The 17,185-nt window shown below is 67.3% G+C and carries 19 protein-coding genes; 8 read left to right on the top strand and 11 right to left on the bottom strand.

Going from position 1 to position 17,185, the window contains the following annotated elements; all coding sequences use genetic code 11:
- Nucleotides 1–336: 336 nt before the first annotated feature.
- Complete coding sequence (locus BDO18943_RS31130) at nt 337–666, top strand: DUF4148 domain-containing protein (protein WP_175025296.1); 330 nt, start codon at nt 337–339, stop codon at nt 664–666.
- Nucleotides 667–820: 154 nt separating this feature from the next.
- On the opposite strand, the gene BDO18943_RS31125 is transcribed toward BDO18943_RS31130, so the two are convergent.
- Nucleotides 821–1,282, bottom strand: coding sequence for a CBS domain-containing protein (locus BDO18943_RS31125; protein ID WP_011354633.1), 462 nt, complete (start codon nt 1,280–1,282; stop codon nt 821–823).
- 177 nt (nt 1,283–1,459) lie between these two features.
- On the opposite strand from BDO18943_RS31125, the gene ribA reads away from it, so the two are divergent.
- On the top strand, nt 1,460–2,110 hold the full coding sequence (ribA, locus tag BDO18943_RS31120) for a GTP cyclohydrolase II (protein WP_043179604.1): 651 nt from the start codon (nt 1,460–1,462) through the stop codon (nt 2,108–2,110).
- 150 nt (nt 2,111–2,260) lie between these two features.
- Complete coding sequence (locus tag BDO18943_RS31115; RefSeq protein ID WP_175025295.1) at nt 2,261–2,827, top strand: GNAT family N-acetyltransferase; 567 nt, start codon at nt 2,261–2,263, stop codon at nt 2,825–2,827.
- 21 nt (nt 2,828–2,848) lie between these two features.
- Here the strand turns inward: BDO18943_RS31115 and BDO18943_RS31110 are convergent, their stop codons facing one another.
- Nucleotides 2,849–3,235 carry a VOC family protein gene (locus tag BDO18943_RS31110; protein WP_175025298.1) on the bottom strand — a complete coding sequence of 129 codons (387 nt, stop codon included), beginning with the start codon at nt 3,233–3,235 and terminating at the stop codon, nt 2,849–2,851.
- Between the two features lie 302 nt (nt 3,236–3,537).
- On the opposite strand from BDO18943_RS31110, the gene BDO18943_RS31105 reads away from it, so the two are divergent.
- Nucleotides 3,538–3,828 carry a hypothetical protein gene (locus tag BDO18943_RS31105; RefSeq protein WP_175025294.1) on the top strand — a complete coding sequence of 97 codons (291 nt, stop codon included), beginning with the start codon at nt 3,538–3,540 and terminating at the stop codon, nt 3,826–3,828.
- Nucleotides 3,829–4,000: 172 nt separating this feature from the next.
- Here BDO18943_RS31105 and BDO18943_RS31100 read toward each other — a convergent pair whose 3' ends face one another.
- From BDO18943_RS31100 to BDO18943_RS31090, 3 genes are all read right to left on the bottom strand, one after another.
- On the bottom strand, nt 4,001–4,765 hold the full coding sequence (locus tag BDO18943_RS31100) for a hypothetical protein (protein WP_175025293.1): 765 nt from the start codon (nt 4,763–4,765) through the stop codon (nt 4,001–4,003).
- Nucleotides 4,766–4,816: 51 nt separating this feature from the next.
- A complete protein-coding gene (locus BDO18943_RS31095; RefSeq protein ID WP_175025292.1) occupies nt 4,817–5,425 on the bottom strand; it encodes an acyl-homoserine-lactone synthase in 609 nt (202 codons plus the stop codon).
- Between the two features lie 210 nt (nt 5,426–5,635).
- Nucleotides 5,636–6,079, bottom strand: coding sequence for a DUF4902 domain-containing protein (locus BDO18943_RS31090; RefSeq protein ID WP_175025291.1), 444 nt, complete (start codon nt 6,077–6,079; stop codon nt 5,636–5,638).
- Nucleotides 6,080–6,152: 73 nt separating this feature from the next.
- Here BDO18943_RS31090 and BDO18943_RS31085 point away from each other — a divergent pair, with 73 nt between their 5' ends.
- Nucleotides 6,153–6,872, top strand: a complete 720-nt coding sequence (locus BDO18943_RS31085) for an autoinducer binding domain-containing protein (protein WP_089452485.1) — start codon at nt 6,153–6,155, stop codon at nt 6,870–6,872.
- A gap of 50 nt (nt 6,873–6,922) precedes the next feature.
- On the opposite strand, the gene BDO18943_RS31080 is transcribed toward BDO18943_RS31085, so the two are convergent.
- The 5 genes from BDO18943_RS31080 to BDO18943_RS31060 all read right to left on the bottom strand — a co-directional run bounded on the left by BDO18943_RS31080 (nt 6,923) and on the right by BDO18943_RS31060 (nt 13,012).
- The gene (locus BDO18943_RS31080; protein WP_011354660.1) at nt 6,923–7,630 is read right to left on the bottom strand and encodes an MgtC/SapB family protein; all 708 of its coding nucleotides are present in this window, start codon (nt 7,628–7,630) and stop codon (nt 6,923–6,925) included.
- Between the two features lie 305 nt (nt 7,631–7,935).
- Nucleotides 7,936–9,480 (bottom strand): TolC family protein, encoded by a 1,545-nt coding sequence (locus tag BDO18943_RS31075; RefSeq protein WP_175025290.1) that lies wholly within the window; start codon nt 9,478–9,480, stop codon nt 7,936–7,938.
- Nucleotides 9,467–11,692 carry an FUSC family protein gene (locus tag BDO18943_RS31070; RefSeq protein WP_175025289.1) on the bottom strand — a complete coding sequence of 742 codons (2,226 nt, stop codon included), beginning with the start codon at nt 11,690–11,692 and terminating at the stop codon, nt 9,467–9,469. Before BDO18943_RS31070 ends, BDO18943_RS31075 begins: the two co-directional genes overlap by 14 nt.
- Complete coding sequence (gene mdtN, locus BDO18943_RS31065) at nt 11,673–12,722, bottom strand: multidrug transporter subunit MdtN (RefSeq protein ID WP_175025288.1); 1,050 nt, start codon at nt 12,720–12,722, stop codon at nt 11,673–11,675. Before mdtN ends, BDO18943_RS31070 begins: the two co-directional genes overlap by 20 nt.
- Nucleotides 12,719–13,012 carry a hypothetical protein gene (locus tag BDO18943_RS31060; protein ID WP_175025287.1) on the bottom strand — a complete coding sequence of 98 codons (294 nt, stop codon included), beginning with the start codon at nt 13,010–13,012 and terminating at the stop codon, nt 12,719–12,721. The genes mdtN and BDO18943_RS31060 overlap by 4 nt, the downstream gene beginning before the upstream one ends.
- A gap of 826 nt (nt 13,013–13,838) precedes the next feature.
- On the opposite strand from BDO18943_RS31060, the gene BDO18943_RS31055 reads away from it, so the two are divergent.
- Entirely contained in the window at nt 13,839–14,987 is a 1,149-nt protein-coding gene (locus tag BDO18943_RS31055; RefSeq protein WP_175025286.1) for a metallophosphoesterase, read from the top strand.
- Nucleotides 14,988–15,061: 74 nt separating this feature from the next.
- On the opposite strand, the gene BDO18943_RS31050 is transcribed toward BDO18943_RS31055, so the two are convergent.
- The gene (locus tag BDO18943_RS31050; RefSeq protein ID WP_043177424.1) at nt 15,062–15,649 is read right to left on the bottom strand and encodes a malonic semialdehyde reductase; all 588 of its coding nucleotides are present in this window, start codon (nt 15,647–15,649) and stop codon (nt 15,062–15,064) included.
- Nucleotides 15,650–15,879: 230 nt separating this feature from the next.
- On the opposite strand from BDO18943_RS31050, the gene BDO18943_RS31045 reads away from it, so the two are divergent.
- Both BDO18943_RS31045 and BDO18943_RS31040 read left to right on the top strand, forming a co-directional pair.
- A complete protein-coding gene (locus tag BDO18943_RS31045) occupies nt 15,880–16,485 on the top strand; it encodes an alpha-ketoglutarate-dependent dioxygenase AlkB family protein (protein ID WP_175025285.1) in 606 nt (201 codons plus the stop codon).
- A gap of 340 nt (nt 16,486–16,825) precedes the next feature.
- Nucleotides 16,826–17,032, top strand: a complete 207-nt coding sequence (locus BDO18943_RS31040; protein WP_043177420.1) for a hypothetical protein — start codon at nt 16,826–16,828, stop codon at nt 17,030–17,032.
- The last annotated feature ends 153 nt before the right edge of the window (nt 17,033–17,185 follow it).

Raw genomic sequence — 17,185 nt, 5'->3', positions numbered from 1 at the left:
AGTGGCTCAGCCGACGGTCGTCAGGTGGGGGAATTTGAAGTGACCATACCCGGAGGAATTTGACCGACCGCCGGGGTATAAAACCTTACGATTCTACAACACAACCTTCGGGATATGTGATTTGGCTGTCGGCAATTCGTCAGCGATTGTTGTGCGAGTGAAGCAAGTTGAGGTGATATCAGCCTGGAAAAGCGGGTGATTTTTGTCGAAATCGCAACGCTGTATGTTAAAACTAAGGGTTTCCCCTTGGGGTGGCGAGAACTACACTGGATTCAATCGCTTCAGACAGGTCCCGCCGAGGCGACGCCATAAGAGAACATATTCCGGAGGTAAATCATGAAGTCGATCATCTACGCAGCTATCGCCGCATCCGTCCTTGCCGCCCCGATCGCATCGTTTGCACAGTCCGAGCAGGGGCTGACCCGCGACCAGGTCAGGGCCGAGCTCGTGCAACTCGAACAGAATGGCTACAAGCCGCTGGCGAGCGATTCGCAGTATCCGGACAACATCCAGGCCGCCGAACAACGCATTCAACCGAATCAGCCGATGCTCGCGCATGCCGATACGAGTGGCTACGGTGCCGTCGCGACGGGTGCCGCGCAAGCCGGCCGTCGCATGACGCGTGAAGCACCGAATCCCGTGAACTCGGTCTACTTCGGCAACTGATCGTCCCCGGGTCTGCCCGAGCGCACCGCTTATTCGACGAGACGCGCGCCAGTAGCGCGAGTCATCCGCCCGCAGGAGCAGAACCTCCGTCGCCGCATTCCGGCGGCTTTCCGCCCAGACGCTCACGCGTTTGGGCCTTTTTTGCTGGAGCGGGTCAGGCGGACGTGACCGCAGGCGTGCCGTGGATATAGTGTTCGAGCTGGCTGATCGTGAACTGCTGATCGGCGATCACGCTCTTGACGAGGTCACCGATCGAGATGAGGCCGACCAGCTTGCCGCCGTCGAGGACGGGCAGGTGGCGCATCCGGTGCTCGGTCATCAGCGCCATGCACTCGTCGGTGGATTGCGAGGGTTCGACGTAGCGCACCTTTGCCGTCATGATTTCTTCGACACGAGTGGCCTTCGACGAGCGATCCTGCAGCACGACCTTGCGCGCGTAGTCGCGCTCGGTGACGATGCCCGCGATGTCGTCGCCGTCCACGACCAGCAGCGCGCCAATGCCCTTTTCCGCCATCAGCTTGATGGCGTCGTAGACGAGATCGGTCTTTGTGACGGTGTAGATGGTGCGGCCCGAATCCGGCTTGGCCTTGAGAAGCTGCGCGACAGTCGTGCTCATTCGCTTTCTCCGTGTGCAGGTCGATGCTGGGCTGGCAGGGCGTGATGCGTGTCACCCGACGAGCCCAGTATAGCCGCGCAGGTGGCGGCAGTCGCGTGACGATTCCAGATTAGCGGTAAACTCCCGTCACGCACTATCCACACAACTCCTACATTCCTGAACGTTTCGATTGAATTCATGATGTCTTCGCGTCCCCAATCGCCCGCGCCGGGCAACGGCCAAGCCGACGAGTGCGTGACACTCGTCGCCACCGCGTCGCTGCCCACGCGCTACGGTACGTTCAAGTCATACGCGTTTCGCGTATCGGGCAGCGATGCCGAACATCTCGCGCTTGTGATGGGCGACGTTGCCGGCGAGCAGTCCGTGTTGACGCGGCTGCATTCCGAATGCCTGACCGGCGACGTGTTCGGCTCGTACCGCTGCGACTGCGGCGAGCAGCTCGATCTCGCGTTGCGCTACATTGCTGCCGAAGACCGCGGCGTGCTGCTGTATCTGCGCGGTCATGAAGGGCGCGGGATCGGCCTGAGCAACAAGATCCGCGCGTACGCACTGCAGGAGCAGGGGCGGGACACCGTCGAGGCGAACCTCGACCTCGGCCTGCCCGACGACGCTCGCGAATACGACTCGGCCGCTGCGATCCTCCGGATCCTCGGCGTGACGTCGGTGCGGCTGATGAGCAACAACCCGGCAAAGTTCGACACGCTCGCGAAGCACGGCATTCCCGTCTGCGAGCGCGTGGCGCTTGCGGTGCCCGTGCGCGAGGAAAACGAGCGTTATATCCGCACGAAGCAGGTGAAGTTCGGGCATTACTTCGAAGAAAACGAGTAATCCCCGCGGGCGCGCCGGCGCCCATTTCTCATCACCGGTTCCCTGGGTCGTCGCCGGCAGAAGCGACGATCCCGATTTCCCCTTCGTCCTTTCCGCTTTCGGGTTTGTGACGGCGCTTCCATTACGCCGCCTGAACGATCCGTATCTCCCATGTCCACACCGTCGAAGATCGAAACCGCGCGTCTGACGCTGCGTCGCTGGCAGTCGGCGGATGCGGACGCGCTGTCGGCGATGAATGCGGATCCGGACGTGACCGCGTGGCTCGCGCGCGGTCCAATGTCCGTTGACGAGGCGAGCGACGTCATCGCGCGCTTCGACGCGCATTTCGATGCACACGGTTTCGGCCCGTGGGCGGTCGAGCGCCGTGCCGACGCGATGTTGATCGGTGTGTGCGGTCTGTCGCACGAAGTGCGTGCAACGCATCCGATGGCGCCGTGTGTCGAGATCATGTGGCGGCAGGCTCGCCACGCATGGGGGCATGGCTACGTCGCCGAAGCGGCCGCCGCCGCACTGGTCGACGGGTTCGGCCGGATCGGGCTCGGCGAGATCTTCGCGTGGACGGCCGACACCAACCTGCGATCGCAGCGCGTGATGCAGCGGCTCGGCATGCAGCGCCAGCCCGCGCGCGACTTCGACCATCCTGCGTTGCCGGAAGGTCACGCGCTGCGTCGGCACGTTGTGTATGCCGCTCGCGCCGCCGGCCTGGCCGGCGCGTAACGGCTCACGCGTATTCGCGTGTCAGCGCCACGTGCCGTTCTGCAGCACGATCCGGTAGCCGTCGGCATCCTCGAAGGTCTGGCCGGAGATTTCCCAGTAAGGATTGAACGACGTGACGGGCATGAAGCCGTGCGCTGTGGCGCGCGCGCAGGCGGCTTCCCATTCCGGCCGATCGGGCAGGTAGAACACGATCAGGTCTTCGGGCGTCGGCGACGGCGCGATCGGATGGTCGGGGCAGTGCGTGAATTCGAAGTGATAGTCGAGGCCGTCGCGTCCGAGCATCACGCCGGAAAAGCCGTCGTGATCTTCAAAGCGGGCAAGAACGGACAAATCGAGGGCGTCGCGATACATGCGCTCGGTGCGGGTGAGGTTGCTGACCGGGCGGGCAATGCGCAGATGGGCGTGCAAGATGGCCTCGGAGGTGAGTGGCGGGCCGGTCAATGATAAGCCGGCCGATCCGGATTGCGCGAGGTGAACGGAGCGCGCCCGGCGCATCCTCGTCGTATTGAACGATATGCGCGCGTTCCGGCCAAACGAATCGAACCGTCGAACCTCGTCTCGCGAAAGAAAAAACATGACGCTTCCGATCCAATGCCACTGCGCTCACCCCGATGCGGCGAGTGCTTGTCCGGACAACCTTCGAAGTTCCGCTTTGGCGTCAGCCTGTCGATCGACGGACGGATGCACGCATCCCGGACGAGAGGTCGTGAATGAGTAAGCCCGATCTCCGTCGACCGGTTGCCGGCCCTTATCGCCAGTCGCGATGGGCGGGCGTGCTGGAGCTTGCCTTTGGATGGGTGGCGAAGGGGATGATGGTGCTGCTCGGACTCGGCTTGGCTGCGCTGGCGGCCTTGACGGGCGACGTGAGTGCGCTGGCTGACCTGCCGACAACCAGAAAGGGCTGGTTGTACCTGCTGCTGGCAGTGGTCGGGGCAGTCGGGCTGATATTTGCGGTGCACCACTACTGGCTGCGACCGATCGGTGTGTACCCGGCGGGTTAGGCGGGGCGGAGGGGATGTGTCCCCGCAATTCGAGCAGGCAAGAAAAAGCCCGCTACATTGAGCGGGCTGAATCCATGTTTGGAGACATGGAGGAGACAGACGTAAATTTAAGGGAAAACCCGACCCATGGCAAGCCCTAGTTGTATCGATACAACTTTTTGTTGCGCCGCACTCACATGGCGCCTGCCCGCGCGTGCGCCGCGAACGCGCTGAACCGCTCCTGCGCGACAGGCAACGCGAACTTGTCGCGCATCTCCGTCTCGATCCATGCACAGGCCTCGCGCGCGCAGTCGGTCAGCGCGTGCCGTGTCGCGTGCCCGTCGATGTCGTAGACGAAGCGCACACCGACCTCGTCGTCGGCGACCTGCCGCTCGAGCTGGTTGAGCTGCAGTTGCGGCCCGTGCTGTTGCGACAGCGCACGCAGTTCGTCGAAGTGATATTCGAGCCAGTCGGCAAAGAACAGCGCGTCGCTGTGGCACGGCAGCCGGAAAGCCGCGCTGCGCGACGGGCGCGAACCGGCTTCGCCGGCCGATGCGTGCGGTTCGCTGTCGGTGGCGATGGACGTGTCGACGGGCGCGAGCGGGTGCCGAATCCGGCGATAGGGCTCGCGATCGCGCAACGCATGCCACAGCAATTCGTCGCCGGCGGCGCCGGATGGCTGCATCGTCAGGTCATGCCGGCCGTCGCCGGCCGGCGCGATGTCGCGGATCACGAGGCGCAGCGAGCACAGTGGCTCGTCCGCGACCAGCAGCGTCGCCGCACGCGGCAGCCCGCACACGAGCGGCGCGGCGCCGGCGGCACGGAACACGAGGCCGCGGCGGTCGAGCCGCACGAGCGGCAGCGGCCGGGGAAACGACGGGTAGGCGACCGCGATGCGGGCGCCGTTGACGCTCGTCAACCCGGGCATCATCGCGCGAAAGACCTGGGACTGGTCCACGTTGATTCTCCTTCGTTACGATACCGCCCGGACCGAAACGCGCGTTCCGGCTCAGGCGGCGATGGCTTGCCGGGCGGCCTGCCCCGGCTCGATTCCTAGTGCAGCAAACGTTTGCGGATCGATGTCGATCCAACACGCGACCACCAGACGTCCGTCCACCTGCTTCGGCGAGCCTGCGCGGTGCGCGTGTATGCCGATCCGGCGGAACAGCCGCTCCACGCTTGCGAACGTCACGCCGATCAACTGCCGCGCGCCAAGCTTCGCCGCGCATTCGACGACGGCCGCGAGCATCGGACGCACGGCCCATTCGGCATTGCCCGACCCGCCTTCGTCGTCGGTTGCCGCGAACCGGGACAGCTCCCAGACGGCGGCCGATTGCGGCAGCGGCATGTCTTCGGCGATCAGGTCGGCGAACAGCGACTTCAGCAGATACGGGCGCGTCGTCGGCAGCAGGCGCGCACATCCGCACATCTCGCCGCAGGCGTTTCGAGCGAACACGTAGACGGTATCGTCGCGATCGAACTGGTCGCGCTCGAAACATTCGTTCGCCGACGGGAGCGCCCAACCGAGCTGCTCGACGAACACACGGCGCCGATAGCGCCCGAGATCCGCTGCAAGTTCGTGTGGCAACCGCCCTTCCTCGTGAACGAAGGTACGCATGGTGTCCTCGGATCTGTGCTTTTGTATCCGTGCATTACATCGCGCAGCACGAGGGGGCTGTAACTGGTAACTCTTACAGGGTGACGGCGAAAGGGCGCCGTTCAGGACGTGGTATCGGTTTCTTGATCAACGGGATTGAAAACCGAGCCGCTTTTGCTTATAAAGAGCGCCAGCATCGCGGAAATCGTCAGAGGAATGTGCGGCCAGTTGTCACTGGAGCGTCGGCCCGGCATGATAGGCGTCGTTGTGCCCGAGCACGGCCGACGCGACGGCGGCGGGCCAGTCGATGGATGCAAGCCGCGCGGCGAGCGCGGCGGCCGTGCGGAACATGCCGATGTCGGCGCCCGTGGCGTCGACGGCCATCACGTTGCTGCGGACGTCGCTGCCCGCGATCACGAACGTGCCCGTCGCGCGGTCGAGATACCAGTCCCAGCCGACCGTCACGTAAGCGACGCCGGTATGGGCCGGGCGATGCCATTCGGTGTAGCCGGCAAGGCGTGCGTCGATGGCGCTGTCGTGCAGTTCCGCAAGCAGCGATGCGTCGAGGCCGCTTGCGACATGGTCGAGCGCAAGCGCGGCCAGTGCGCCTTCTGACAGGCGTACGTAGCCGTCCGGGGACGGGCCGGGGACCGGGTGCAGCAAAGGTGAAGTCATGCGCGGAATGTATCAGCCTCGAACGGGTGCTGGAACCTGACAAGTATGACAGCGTGTCGTTGTCGGAGAATGAATGGAACTGCGCTGGCAGGATGCCTACCAACAATTCAGCGCCGCGGAAGACGAGCAGCAGCTCTTCCAGCGGATCGCCGCCTATTCCAAACGGCTGGGATTCGAATACTGCTGCTACGGCATTCGCGTGCCGTTGCCCGTATCGAAGCCGTCGGTCGCGATCTTCGATACCTATCCTGACGGCTGGATGGCGCACTACCAGGCGCAGAACTACATCGAGATCGATTCGACGGTGCGCGACGGCGCGCTCAGTACCAACATGATCGTCTGGCCGGACGTCGACCGGATCGAGCCGTGCCCGCTGTGGCAGGACGCGCGCGATTTCGGGCTGTCGGTGGGGGTCGCGCAGTCGAGCTGGGCGGCCCGCGGCGCGTTCGGCCTGCTGAGCATCGCCCGCCATGCCGACCGGCTGACGCCGGCGGAAATCAACATGCTGACGCTGCAGACGAACTGGCTCGCGAACCTTTCGCATTCGCTGATGAGCCGCTTCATGGTGCCGAAGCTGGCGCCGGCGGCGGGCGTCACGCTGACCGCGCGCGAGCGCGAGGTGCTGTGCTGGACGGCCGAGGGCAAGACCGCGTGCGAAATCGGCCAGATCCTCAGCATCTCGGAACGGACGGTCAACTTCCACGTCAACAACATCCTCGAGAAGCTGGGTGCGACGAACAAGGTCCAGGCGGTCGTCAAGGCAATCTCGGCCGGGCTGATCGAGACCCCCTGACAGGGCACGAGGGCGGGCGGCGGCGCGAAACGCGGCTGCCGCCAGGCCGCTCACTCCATCATCGGCTCTGCTTCCTTCGCGGTCCAGCTCACGCTGGAAATGCTCTTCTCCATGCTCATCCGGCTCGCGATCTGCTCGAGCTTCTGCTGATCCTTCGGATGCAGCTTCAGGGTCGCGGTTACCTTCAGCCGGTCCGGCTGGTCGGGCACGTCCTCGCTCGTGAGGCTCTGGAACGACAGCGGCTTCGCGTACATCGAGTTCGACAGCAGCGTGCGGATGTGCACTTCGTCGGAGGCCAGGCAGATCACGGTGATCTGGTATTCGCGCACGAGATCGGCATTTGATACAGGCGTCGCGTTGATCGCCTGGCTGACGCTGCGCAACAGCGTATTGGTCAGCAGCACGACACCGGTACCGGCGAGCGCCGGCACGTAATGGCCGGAACCGGACAGCACGCCGACGGCGGCCGAGCACCACAGCGTCGCAGCGGTGTTGATGCCCTGGATCGAGCCCTTGTCGCGCATGATCACGCCGCCGCCGAGGAAGCCGACGCCCGACACGACGTACGCGGCGATCTGCGTGACGCCCGCGACGCCGTTGCCGGTCAGCACGCCAAGCGTGACGAACAGGCACGCGCCGCTCGCGACGAGCGTGATCGTGCGCAGGCCGGCCGTGCGCTGGCGCATCTGGCGTTCGATGCCGATGGCGACGCCGCAGGCGAACGCGGTGAAAAGACGGAGTGCGAAATCGAAAGTCATGGTTGTCCTGCCGTGCAAGGAGCGCGTGCCGTTTCGCGTCGCTGCGGCGCAATGCCGAAAGCGACGCGAAGATAGCCGTCATCGCGCGGTACTGTACCGCGCGAATGCGTCATTCAGTGTGAAACGGTAGGCGTGCGGCTCGCGGAACGCGAGCCGGGCAGGAGAACTGCGTCGGACAGGCGTTCAGGCGGCAAGCGGCGCACGCAACGGAGTGCTGCAACTGTCCACGATGGTTCCTGAAGGAAGATTGGCCGGCATTCTAGTGGGCGGCGAGCGCATGCGTCAACCGCCTCGCGGCGGTTGCGCTACTGCGCCGAGCCGATCGTCCCCGTCGCGAGCGCGAGTGCGGCCGCGGCGGAGAGCGCACCGGCATAGCTGTCGACCTCCGCGTTGCGGGCCGCGAGCAACTGGCTTTGCGCGATCGTCGCGTCGGTGACCGAACCGACGCCGTTCCGGTACGCGGTGAGCGCCGCGTCGTAGCTCGTCTGCGCGGCATCGACGAGCGCCGTCGCGGCGTCGTGCGACGCAAGGCTCGTCTGCACCGCGTTCTGCGCGGCCACGACCTGGCGGACGGCTTCCTCCTTGGTTCGCGTGAGGCGCGCGGAGGCGCTTTCCGCATCGTTGCGCGCCTGCATCAGCACGGCCGAGCGCAGGCCGCCGTCGTACAGCGGGATCGTCACGCCGAGGAACACGCCGCCGCCGTAGCGGCTGCCGTTCAGGTTGACGGTCGGTGCCTGGTCGCCGATTGCGGGCAGCGCGGAGAGGGACGTGCCGCCGCTCGCGTACGACGTCGACGCGGACAGGAAGATCTTCGGCATGAACGCGGCTTCCGCGGCCTTGATCTTCGCGCGATTGGCCTTTTCAAGTGCGAACGCGCCCTGCAGGTCGGGGCGGCGCGCGATCGCATCCGACACGATCGCGTCGACCGACGAGCCGAGCGTGGGCGGCAGCGGCCGCTTCGGCAGCGCGGCGATGGTCGGCTTCGACAGCGGCGAGATGCCGAGCGCGGAAACGAGGGCGAGGTAGCTGTCGCTCTCCGCGCCGTTCGCCTGCACGAGCGCGAGGTTCGCCTGCGCGCGGTTCTGCGTCGCCTGTGCAAGCTCGACGACCGTGCCGACGCCATGCTTGAGCCGCGCGCGGGAGGCTGCGAGGATCGCGTCCGCGTTCGCGAGGCCCTGCTGGGCACTGAGGGCGCGCGAGCGCGCGGCTTCGTAGCGGTAGTACGCGACGGTCACGTCGTGGATCACCTGCTGGTGCACGGCCGTGAACGCGACGTTCGACGCGATCGACGCCTGCTCGGCCGCTTCGACGCGCGCCGCGCGGCCGCCGAAATCGAACAGCAGCCATTGCAGCGACAGCGCCGAGATGGTGCCGTGCGCGGTGGAGTTGCTCGACGAGTCGCCGAGGAACGACGACGTCGAGCCGTGGTTGGCCTGGTACCCGCCCATTGCCGTCGCGGACAGCTTCGGTAGGTAGGCGGTCTTGGCCAGGCCGACCGCGAGTGCGGCGTTGCGCGCGTCGTTCCACGCGATGCGGGTCAGCGGGTTCGCCGATTCGGCGACATCGATCAGCTCGGGCAGCGTGTACGCGTGCGCGGCATCGAGCGCGGCCGGCGGCGGGACTGACGCGAGCGCCGGTGACGCGGGCAGCGTGTAGTCGTGCGAACTTTGCGCGGACGCGCGAGGCGGGCCCGGCACGATATCGCCTGCGGCCGACGTTTGCGGCTGCCACGGGCGGTCGGACGCCTCCGGCGCCAGATCGATCGACGACGTCGCGCAGCCGGCCAGCGCGACGGCGGTCGCGAGGGCGGCGGCGGCGATCGAGGCGGCCGGCGGTTCAGGTAGGCGCATGGGGGGCAGGCTCCTTCGGTGTGGCTTGACGAGCGGCATCGGCGATGTGCGCGAGCCGCGTGTCGATCAGGTTCAGCAACGCGTCGCGTGCGGGGTCGATGGGGGCGGTGCCCGGCGGGGTGGCCGGCGGCGCGGTCGAATCTGCCGGGCGCGTGGCTTCGTCGTCGCGCGGTTCGGTCACGCGGGCGAGCTGCTCGCCGATCGCCGCATCGCCGGGCTTGCGTTCGGCAAGCAGGAACAGCGGGCCTTCGAGCGCGCCGAGTTCCGCGAGCGCGCGCCGTCGCGTGGCGAGCCACGTGGCGGCCGGTCGCACCCATGACGGTTCGTAGTGGATCAGCCCGAGCTCCTGCGCGATCGCGCCGTGGCGGGCGAACGCTTCGGCCGCGAGCGCGCGCCGCTCGGCCGGCTGCGTGATTTGCACGAGGCGTCGCCACTGGTCGATCAGCGCCGCGAGCCCGGCGTCGATCTGCTTGCCGATGCTGACGGGCCAGATGCGCGTGAACACGAGATACACGACCACGTTGCCGAGCAGGATACCGATCGTGCGATCGCGCGCGATCGTCAGGTCGAAGCCGGGGCCGGCGCCCTGGATCACACACAGGAAAAACGCGAACGCAATCTGGAAGCCGGCATACGCGATGCGCGGCGAGCCGAACGCGACCCACGCGGCGAGCCACCCGCCGGCGAACACCAGTGCCATCAGGTGGCCGACCGACGACAGCGACGGCACGACGAAGACGAGTGCCGCGGTGCCGAGCAGCGCGCCGACCATGCAGCCGAGAATCCGCAGCGTGAGCTTCTCGACCGTCTCGGCCGTCGAGCCGAGCGACACGATGTAGCAGGTGACCACGCACGTATGGATGCCCGACCAGTCGAGCTGCGAATACAGCAGGTAGCAGAAGATCGCCGCGGCGGTCGTTTTCAGCGCGTAGCGGATGTGGTCGGGATTGGTGCGCGCGTCGGGCAGGAAGAAGCCGCCCCGCGGTGCGGGGGGCGGGGCGGCTTCGGGGCCGGCTGCGGGGACATCGTGTCCAGCTGCCTGAACTGCCGGAGCTGCCGGAGCTGCCGGAGCTGCCTGAGCTGCCTGAGCTGCCTGAGCTGCCGGAGCTGCCGGAGCTGCCGGAGCTGCCGGAGCTGCCGGAGCTGCCGAAGCTGCCGAAGCTGCCGAAGCTGCCGAAGCTGCCGAAGCTGCCGAAGCTGCCGAAGCTGCCGAAGCTGCCGAAGCGACATTGGCCGTTGCGGCCGGTTCCGCGAAGTGCGTGATCGCCGCATGGAGATCCGTCGCGGCGACGCGCGCGAGCGGCGGCAGCGCGTCGATCGGCGGCAGCACGAGCGTCACGTCGACCGGGTAGCCGCCTTGTTCGAGGATATCGGCCATCTCGTCGAGCGTCGCGGCGATCGGTGCGGTGACCGTATCGGGCAGCCGCGCGTCCGGTTCGCGATCGGCCAGCGCGACGCCGACCAGCAGCGCGGTGCTCGATGCCACGGCCTGCCGCAATGCCGCGAAGTCGGCGGCGGACGACGAGCCTTCGAGTTTCGACAGCTTGAGCCACGTGAGCAGTTGCTTGTCGCCTTCGTGCAGGCAGGCATCGAATCCATCGCGCGCCGTATCGTCGCCGCGCAGCCGCTGCGCGGCGAGCCGCAGGCGCTTCGCGAGCTGCGCGTGCGCGAGCTTGCGCGGCGACGGCGCGATCAGCAGGTTGACGACGATCGCGACGCCGACCGGGATCGCGATCGTCAGCCAGATGTACAGCAGCGCGCGTGTCGCGGCTTCGCCGAACGGTGCGAGGCCGAGCTGGTCGAGCCCGAAGCCGACGATCATCGCGAGGATCGCGCCGACCGGGCGCAGCTTGCTGGCCGACGTCAGGTACAGGAGGCCGACCGACAGCACGGCCATGCACGCGACCCGCAGGATCGAATAGTCGATGCTGAAGATCGCGACGCCGAGCACGAGCCCGATCACGATCGTGACGATCAGCAGCAGCGCGGCCGCGAGCACGATGCTCGTCACGCGATCGGCACGGATCATGAAGAACACGACGTACGCGGACAGCGCGGCTTCGGGCGTGCCGTAGGCGGCCGTCACGAGCGCGGTCAGCGCGCAGATCAGCGCGACCCGCACGGCAATCGACGCGCGTCCCGGAAACGGCGCGAGCAGTCGCAGGACTTCGCGCGGGCCCGGCGAGCGAACCTCAGCGGCAGGCAGTGCCATGCCGGACCTCGACGATCGCGCTGGCGCCGACGCGCACGAGCTTGCCGTCGGGTTCGTCGAGCTTCACGCGCACGGGGAAGCGCTGCGAGACGTGCACCCAGTTCACCGAACGCTGCACGATCGGCAGTGTGCGCGGCAGGTTGATGCGGTCGCTGTCCGCAATGCCCGCGCCGATGCCGACGACCTTGCCCGTCAGCGGGCGGCTGCGGTCGATCATTGAATAGACGGTCGCGCAGTCGCCGACCTCAATGCGGCTCAGCGACGTCTCGCGGAAGTTGCCGACGGCGAACCATTCGCTCGCGTCGATCAGCGTGAAGATCGACTGGCTCGGCGCAAGGGTTTCGCCGGCGAGTACCGTCAGGCCCGTGACGAGGCCGTCGTGCGGCGCGCGCACGACGGTGTCGTCGAGCGCGTGCTGCGCGCGCGCCAGCGCGGCCTCGCGCGCATGCAGCGTCGCGATCGCGTCGGCCTCGTCGCCGATCGTTTGCGCCGACGATCGCTGTTGTTCCTGCGCCTGCGCGAGCGACACGGCCGCGTCGCGCTGGCGGACCTCCGCCTGGTCGAACTGCTGCGCGCTGACGTAGCCCTGCGCGGCGAGCGGTGCGAGCCGGTTCACGTCGCGCATCGCAAGGTCGTGGTTCTGTGTCGCGCGCTTGACCTGCTCGGCGGCCACGGCCGCGTTCGAGCGCTCGCCGATCAGCGAGCGGCGGCGCGTGTCGAGCGATGCGCGCGCGAGCTCGAGGTCGGCCTGCGCCTGCGCAACCGTCAGCCGGTACGGGACGGGATCGATGACATACAGCAGGTCGCCCTTCGCGACGCGCTGGTTTTCATGCACCGCGAGCTGCACGATGCGGCCGCCGACCGGCGACGCGACATGCACGACGTCCGCGTCGATCGACGCGTCGTCGGTGGACGGGTAGGCCGTCGTGCGGTGATACGCATACGCGAGCGCCGCGATGCCGAGCGCGATGATCGCGAATGCGATCACGCGGCCTTTGATGGAGGGGCGGGCGGTGCCGGCGGCTTTCATGCGAACGGCCCCGTACCGGTGAGCCAGACGATCACGGCGACCACGAGCCCGATCGAGGTGCAGACGGCAAGCTGGTAGGGCACCGTGGCGGCCCAGCCGGTCGCGACGAACACGCGGTGCGCGACGATCGCGCCGACGACGCCGACGATCGCACTGACGAGCCAAAGCGGGAAATACGCGCCGAACAGGACGTACGACGGTGCGCCGCGCGATGCGCAGCCCGCGAGCGGCAGGGCGGGCGCGAGGACGGCGGCGACGCGCAAGGGCGCGCGCGGCGTTGTTTTTCTCATGGTGTGACGAGCTCGACGTTGGGGGTGGATGCCGGGCGCGGCGCAATGCGGATCGTCGCCGCGACGACGATTCCGGGATACGGAGCCGATAATAAATCAGTGCGATGCGGATCGCCAGCCATCCGCCCTGTACACCGTGGGGGGCGTTGCCGATCGGGGAGGCGAGTCCACATGTCCGGTATCGCGTTTCGGCAACCGGGATCGGATCGCCGCGATTCTGCCAGTGCCGGCTCGCATAGGGTTGCTAACGGACTGTAAAGGATCGTCAGACGAACGAAGGGTCGCTGAATTTGCCGTGTCGACAGCGCGGAATCGGTGCGGAAACGGGCGATTGCAGCACGGGCGCACGGGAATTCAGTCGGGTTGGCAGGCCGGGGGGATGTTGACGCGCAGGTCGACGGGATCGCGTGCGAAGCGCGGCAGCGCGGCGTGATCAGCTATGCAGACCAGCAGCGGGCGTGTGGCCCGGGTCGTTGGCGAGGGCGACGCTCCGCAGCGCCATCGGGCAAGATGCGGTCGTTCGCGTCGATCGTCTTGCAGGCCGTGCCGACGTGGTCGACCTGGATGTGCAAACGCAGCATATGCTTCATGTCGCGAACGGGGTGCTTCAGGAAATCGTCGATCGCGCTCGCTTCGGGTCGCCTGATGCAGTCGCGGTCGAGTGCCGCGGCGAACGGGATCGAAGCCAGGCCGGCGACCGGTCGCCGCCGCCGCGATCTGTGTACCATCGTACGGATGGCGCGACGCGCGGCACGAACCCTCACGGTCTCGTGCGACACGCGGCGCGGACGCGGTAAAGCGGTATCGCTACGAAGGTGAACGTTCCATGCGAAGTTTCTTTGTCCGGTTCATTGCAATCGGCGTGCTGTTCCATCTGTACGTCGGGATGCGGATCATTCCCGATGCGTTCGCGTCGCCGGTCGCGCGCACGATCGCGGCGCTCGTGCTGGCGAGCTTCGTCGTGTTGATCCCGGTCGGCATGTTCTCTCGCCGCTTCGACGAAGGCTGGGCCGCGACGCTGGCCGGCTGGGCCGGCTCGCTCGTGATGGGCTTCTTCTCGTCGCTGCTCCTGCTGACGTTCCTCCGCGAATTCGTGCTGCTCGGCGTGTTCGGATGGCGGCATTTCGGGCACGACGGCGCGTGGCCCGGCGTGGCGACCGACACGGCGCTCGGCGTGCTGGCCGGTGCGGTGTTCGTCACCGTGATCGGGTTCGTCGGTGCGCGCCGCACGGCGGCGGTCAAGCGCGTGTCGATTCCGGTCGCGGGGCTGCCGGCCGGGCTCGACGGGCTGACGATCGTGCAGCTGTCCGACATCCACGTCGGGCCGACGATCAAGCGGCCCTATGTCGAACGGATCGTGCGCGCGGTCAATGCGCTCGATGCCGACCTCGTCGTCGTGACGGGCGACGTGGTCGACGGCTCGGTCAAGCGCCTGCGCGAGCACACGGCGCCGCTCGGACGCATGCAGTCGCGGCACGGCAGCTTCCTGGTGACGGGCAACCACGAGTATTACGCGGGCGCGCGTGCGTGGATCGACGAATTCCGCCGCATCGGGCTGACGGTGCTGCTCAACGAGCACGTGTTGATCGAGCGTGACGGCGCGCGCGCGGTGCTCGCGGGTGTAACCGATTTCACGGCGGGCGGGTTCGATCCCGCCCATCGCAGCGACCCCGCGCAGGCGCTGGCGGGCGCGCCGCACGATGTCGGCACGAAGATCCTGCTCGCGCACCAGCCGCGTAGCGCGGATGCGGCGAACCGCGCCGGTTTTACCGTGCAGTTGTCGGGGCACACGCACGGCGGCCAGTTCCTGCCGTGGCCGCCGTTCGTGCGGTTGCAGCAGCCGGTGATCGGCGGGCTGAGCCGCTTCGGCGATCTGTGGCTCTATACGAGCCGCGGCACCGGATACTGGGGCCCGCCGAACCGCTTCGGCGTGCCGTCGGAGATCACGCTGATCCGGCTGACACGCGGCGGCTAGGGCACGCTCCCCCGGTTGACAAGAGGTCGGCGTCGGCCCGTCATCAGCGGGAACCGGGCCTGACCGGCGGCGCATCACTCGATGCGGGCGATGTCGTCGAAGTCGAAGCGCGGGCTGCGCGGGAACAGGCCGGCCGGATCGCCGTAGCCGAGATTCACGAGGAAGTTGCTCCTGATCGCGGTGCCCGCGAAGAACGCGGCATCGACCTTCGCGCCGTCGAAGCCGGACATCGGGCCCGCGTCGAGGCCGAGTGCGCGCGCGGCCAGGATCAGGTAGGCGCCTTGCAGCGACGAATTGCGGAACGCGGTGGCCTCGATCAGCGCATCGTTGCCGGCGAACCAGCTGCGTGCGTCGGCGTGCGGGAACAGGCGCGGCAGGTGTTCGTGGAATGCCATGTCCATGCCGACGATCACGGTGACGGGCGCGGCCATCGTCTTCGCGAGATTGCCCGCGGACAGCGCGGGCTTCAGGCGTGCCTTCGCTTCTGGCGACTTGACGAACACGAAGCGCGCGGGGCTCGCGTTCGCCGACGTCGGCCCGAATTTCGCCAGGTCGATCAGCCGGTGCAGCAGCGCGTCGTCGACGGGTTTGTCCTGCCACGCGTTGTGCGTGCGCGCGGTGAGAAACAGTTGATCGAGGGCGGCGTCGGACAGCGTCGTCATGATGGGATCCGGAAAGCAAGCGGCCGGATCGCGCCGGCCGGCAGGGCGGAGGAGGGAACGCGGCACCCGTCGGTAAGGCGGGCAGCGACACGCCGCGATGATAGCGTGATGCGCGAACGCGCATCGCCGGGCGCGGCGGTTTCCTTCCATCCGCGAATGACAGCGCATGGCGGTGCGCGACGCCGTTGGCTAGTATGCAGGCATGCACTGTTCGCTCCGTTCCTTTCGACATGTCGACGCCCGATTTCTTCGCTGACACGCCCGCCCCCGACGTGGACTGGTATCCGGACTGGCTGGCGCCGCCCGACGCCGACCGCGCGCTGGCCGCGCTGATCGGCGAGGTCGCGTGGCAGCAGGACACGATCCGCACGCCGCGCGGACGCATTCCGTTGCCGCGGCTCACCGCATGGCAGGGCGAGCCGGATGCCGTCTACGTGTATTCGGGGATCCGCAACGTGCCGGCGCGGTGGACGCCGGCCGTGCTCGACCTGAAGCGCGCGGTCGAGGCGACGTGCGGCGCGGGTTTCAATAGCGTGCTGCTCAATCGCTACCGCAACGGGCAGGACAGCCTCGGCTGGCACGCGGACAACGAGCCCGAGCTGGGTGACGCGCCGGTGATCGCGTCGGTGAGCCTCGGCGCGATGCGCGTGTTCGACCTGCGCCATCGCAAGACCGGCGTCACGCATGCGTATCGCCTCGGGCATGGCAGCCTGCTCGTGATGCGCGGGCGCACGCAGGCCGAATGGCAGCATCGCGTGCCGAAGGCGCCGGGCGTGCAGGGCGAGCGCGTGAACCTGACGTTCCGGCGCGTGATGCCGGTCGATACGGGCCGGTAACAACCGTCGTCGCCGAGGTGCCCGGAGCGACGGGCGATTCGCGCCCCGTTTTTGCGACTCATGGGCGATCGATGCAGGCAAGCGGTCGAATGTGCGGCACGTTGCCGCACGAACGCTGATCCGTGCGCCCTGAAACGGCGCTGAGCCGCGTCCCATAAGGGTTTCATGAAAATTTCATCGACCGCCCGGTACCGATAGATGAGTGAAACCTCTGATGGTGCGTCGCAACAATCATTGACTAGACTGTCGAATGGCAAAAGCGCGTCGCATCTCGACGCGATCCTTTCGACATGCCCCACGCGTCGCCGATGCGGTGCGCAAGGGGGCAGGAGCAAAACGCGTGACCGTATTCGACCCTTCCTTCGAACCCTCGCTGCACGTCTTTGAACAAGACGGCGGATGGCAATGGGCGCTGACGGTGAGGCGGGCGACCGGCGTCGGCGTGAAAGTCGTTGCGTTCAGCCGGGAAGGCTTTCGCGGCGAAGCCGAGGCCTATGCCGCCGGCCAGCTTGCCCGCGCCGAGTATGACGACGCCGTGACGGCCTGACGCCGTCGCGTCGATCCCGCCCGAGGATCGTCCTCATCGTTCACCGCCCGCCGCCGGGTGGTTTTCCCCGATCGTTTTCAGTTTTCAGTCCGCCCGTCGCGCGGCAGCGCACGCCTGCGCGTCCGCCCGCTCGGGCCAGTCGCGCCCAAATGG

The organism is Burkholderia aenigmatica, assembly GCF_902499175.1.
GTDB classification, from domain to species: Bacteria; Pseudomonadota; Gammaproteobacteria; order Burkholderiales; family Burkholderiaceae; genus Burkholderia; species Burkholderia aenigmatica.
This window is presented reverse-complemented; position numbering and strand designations above follow the sequence as displayed.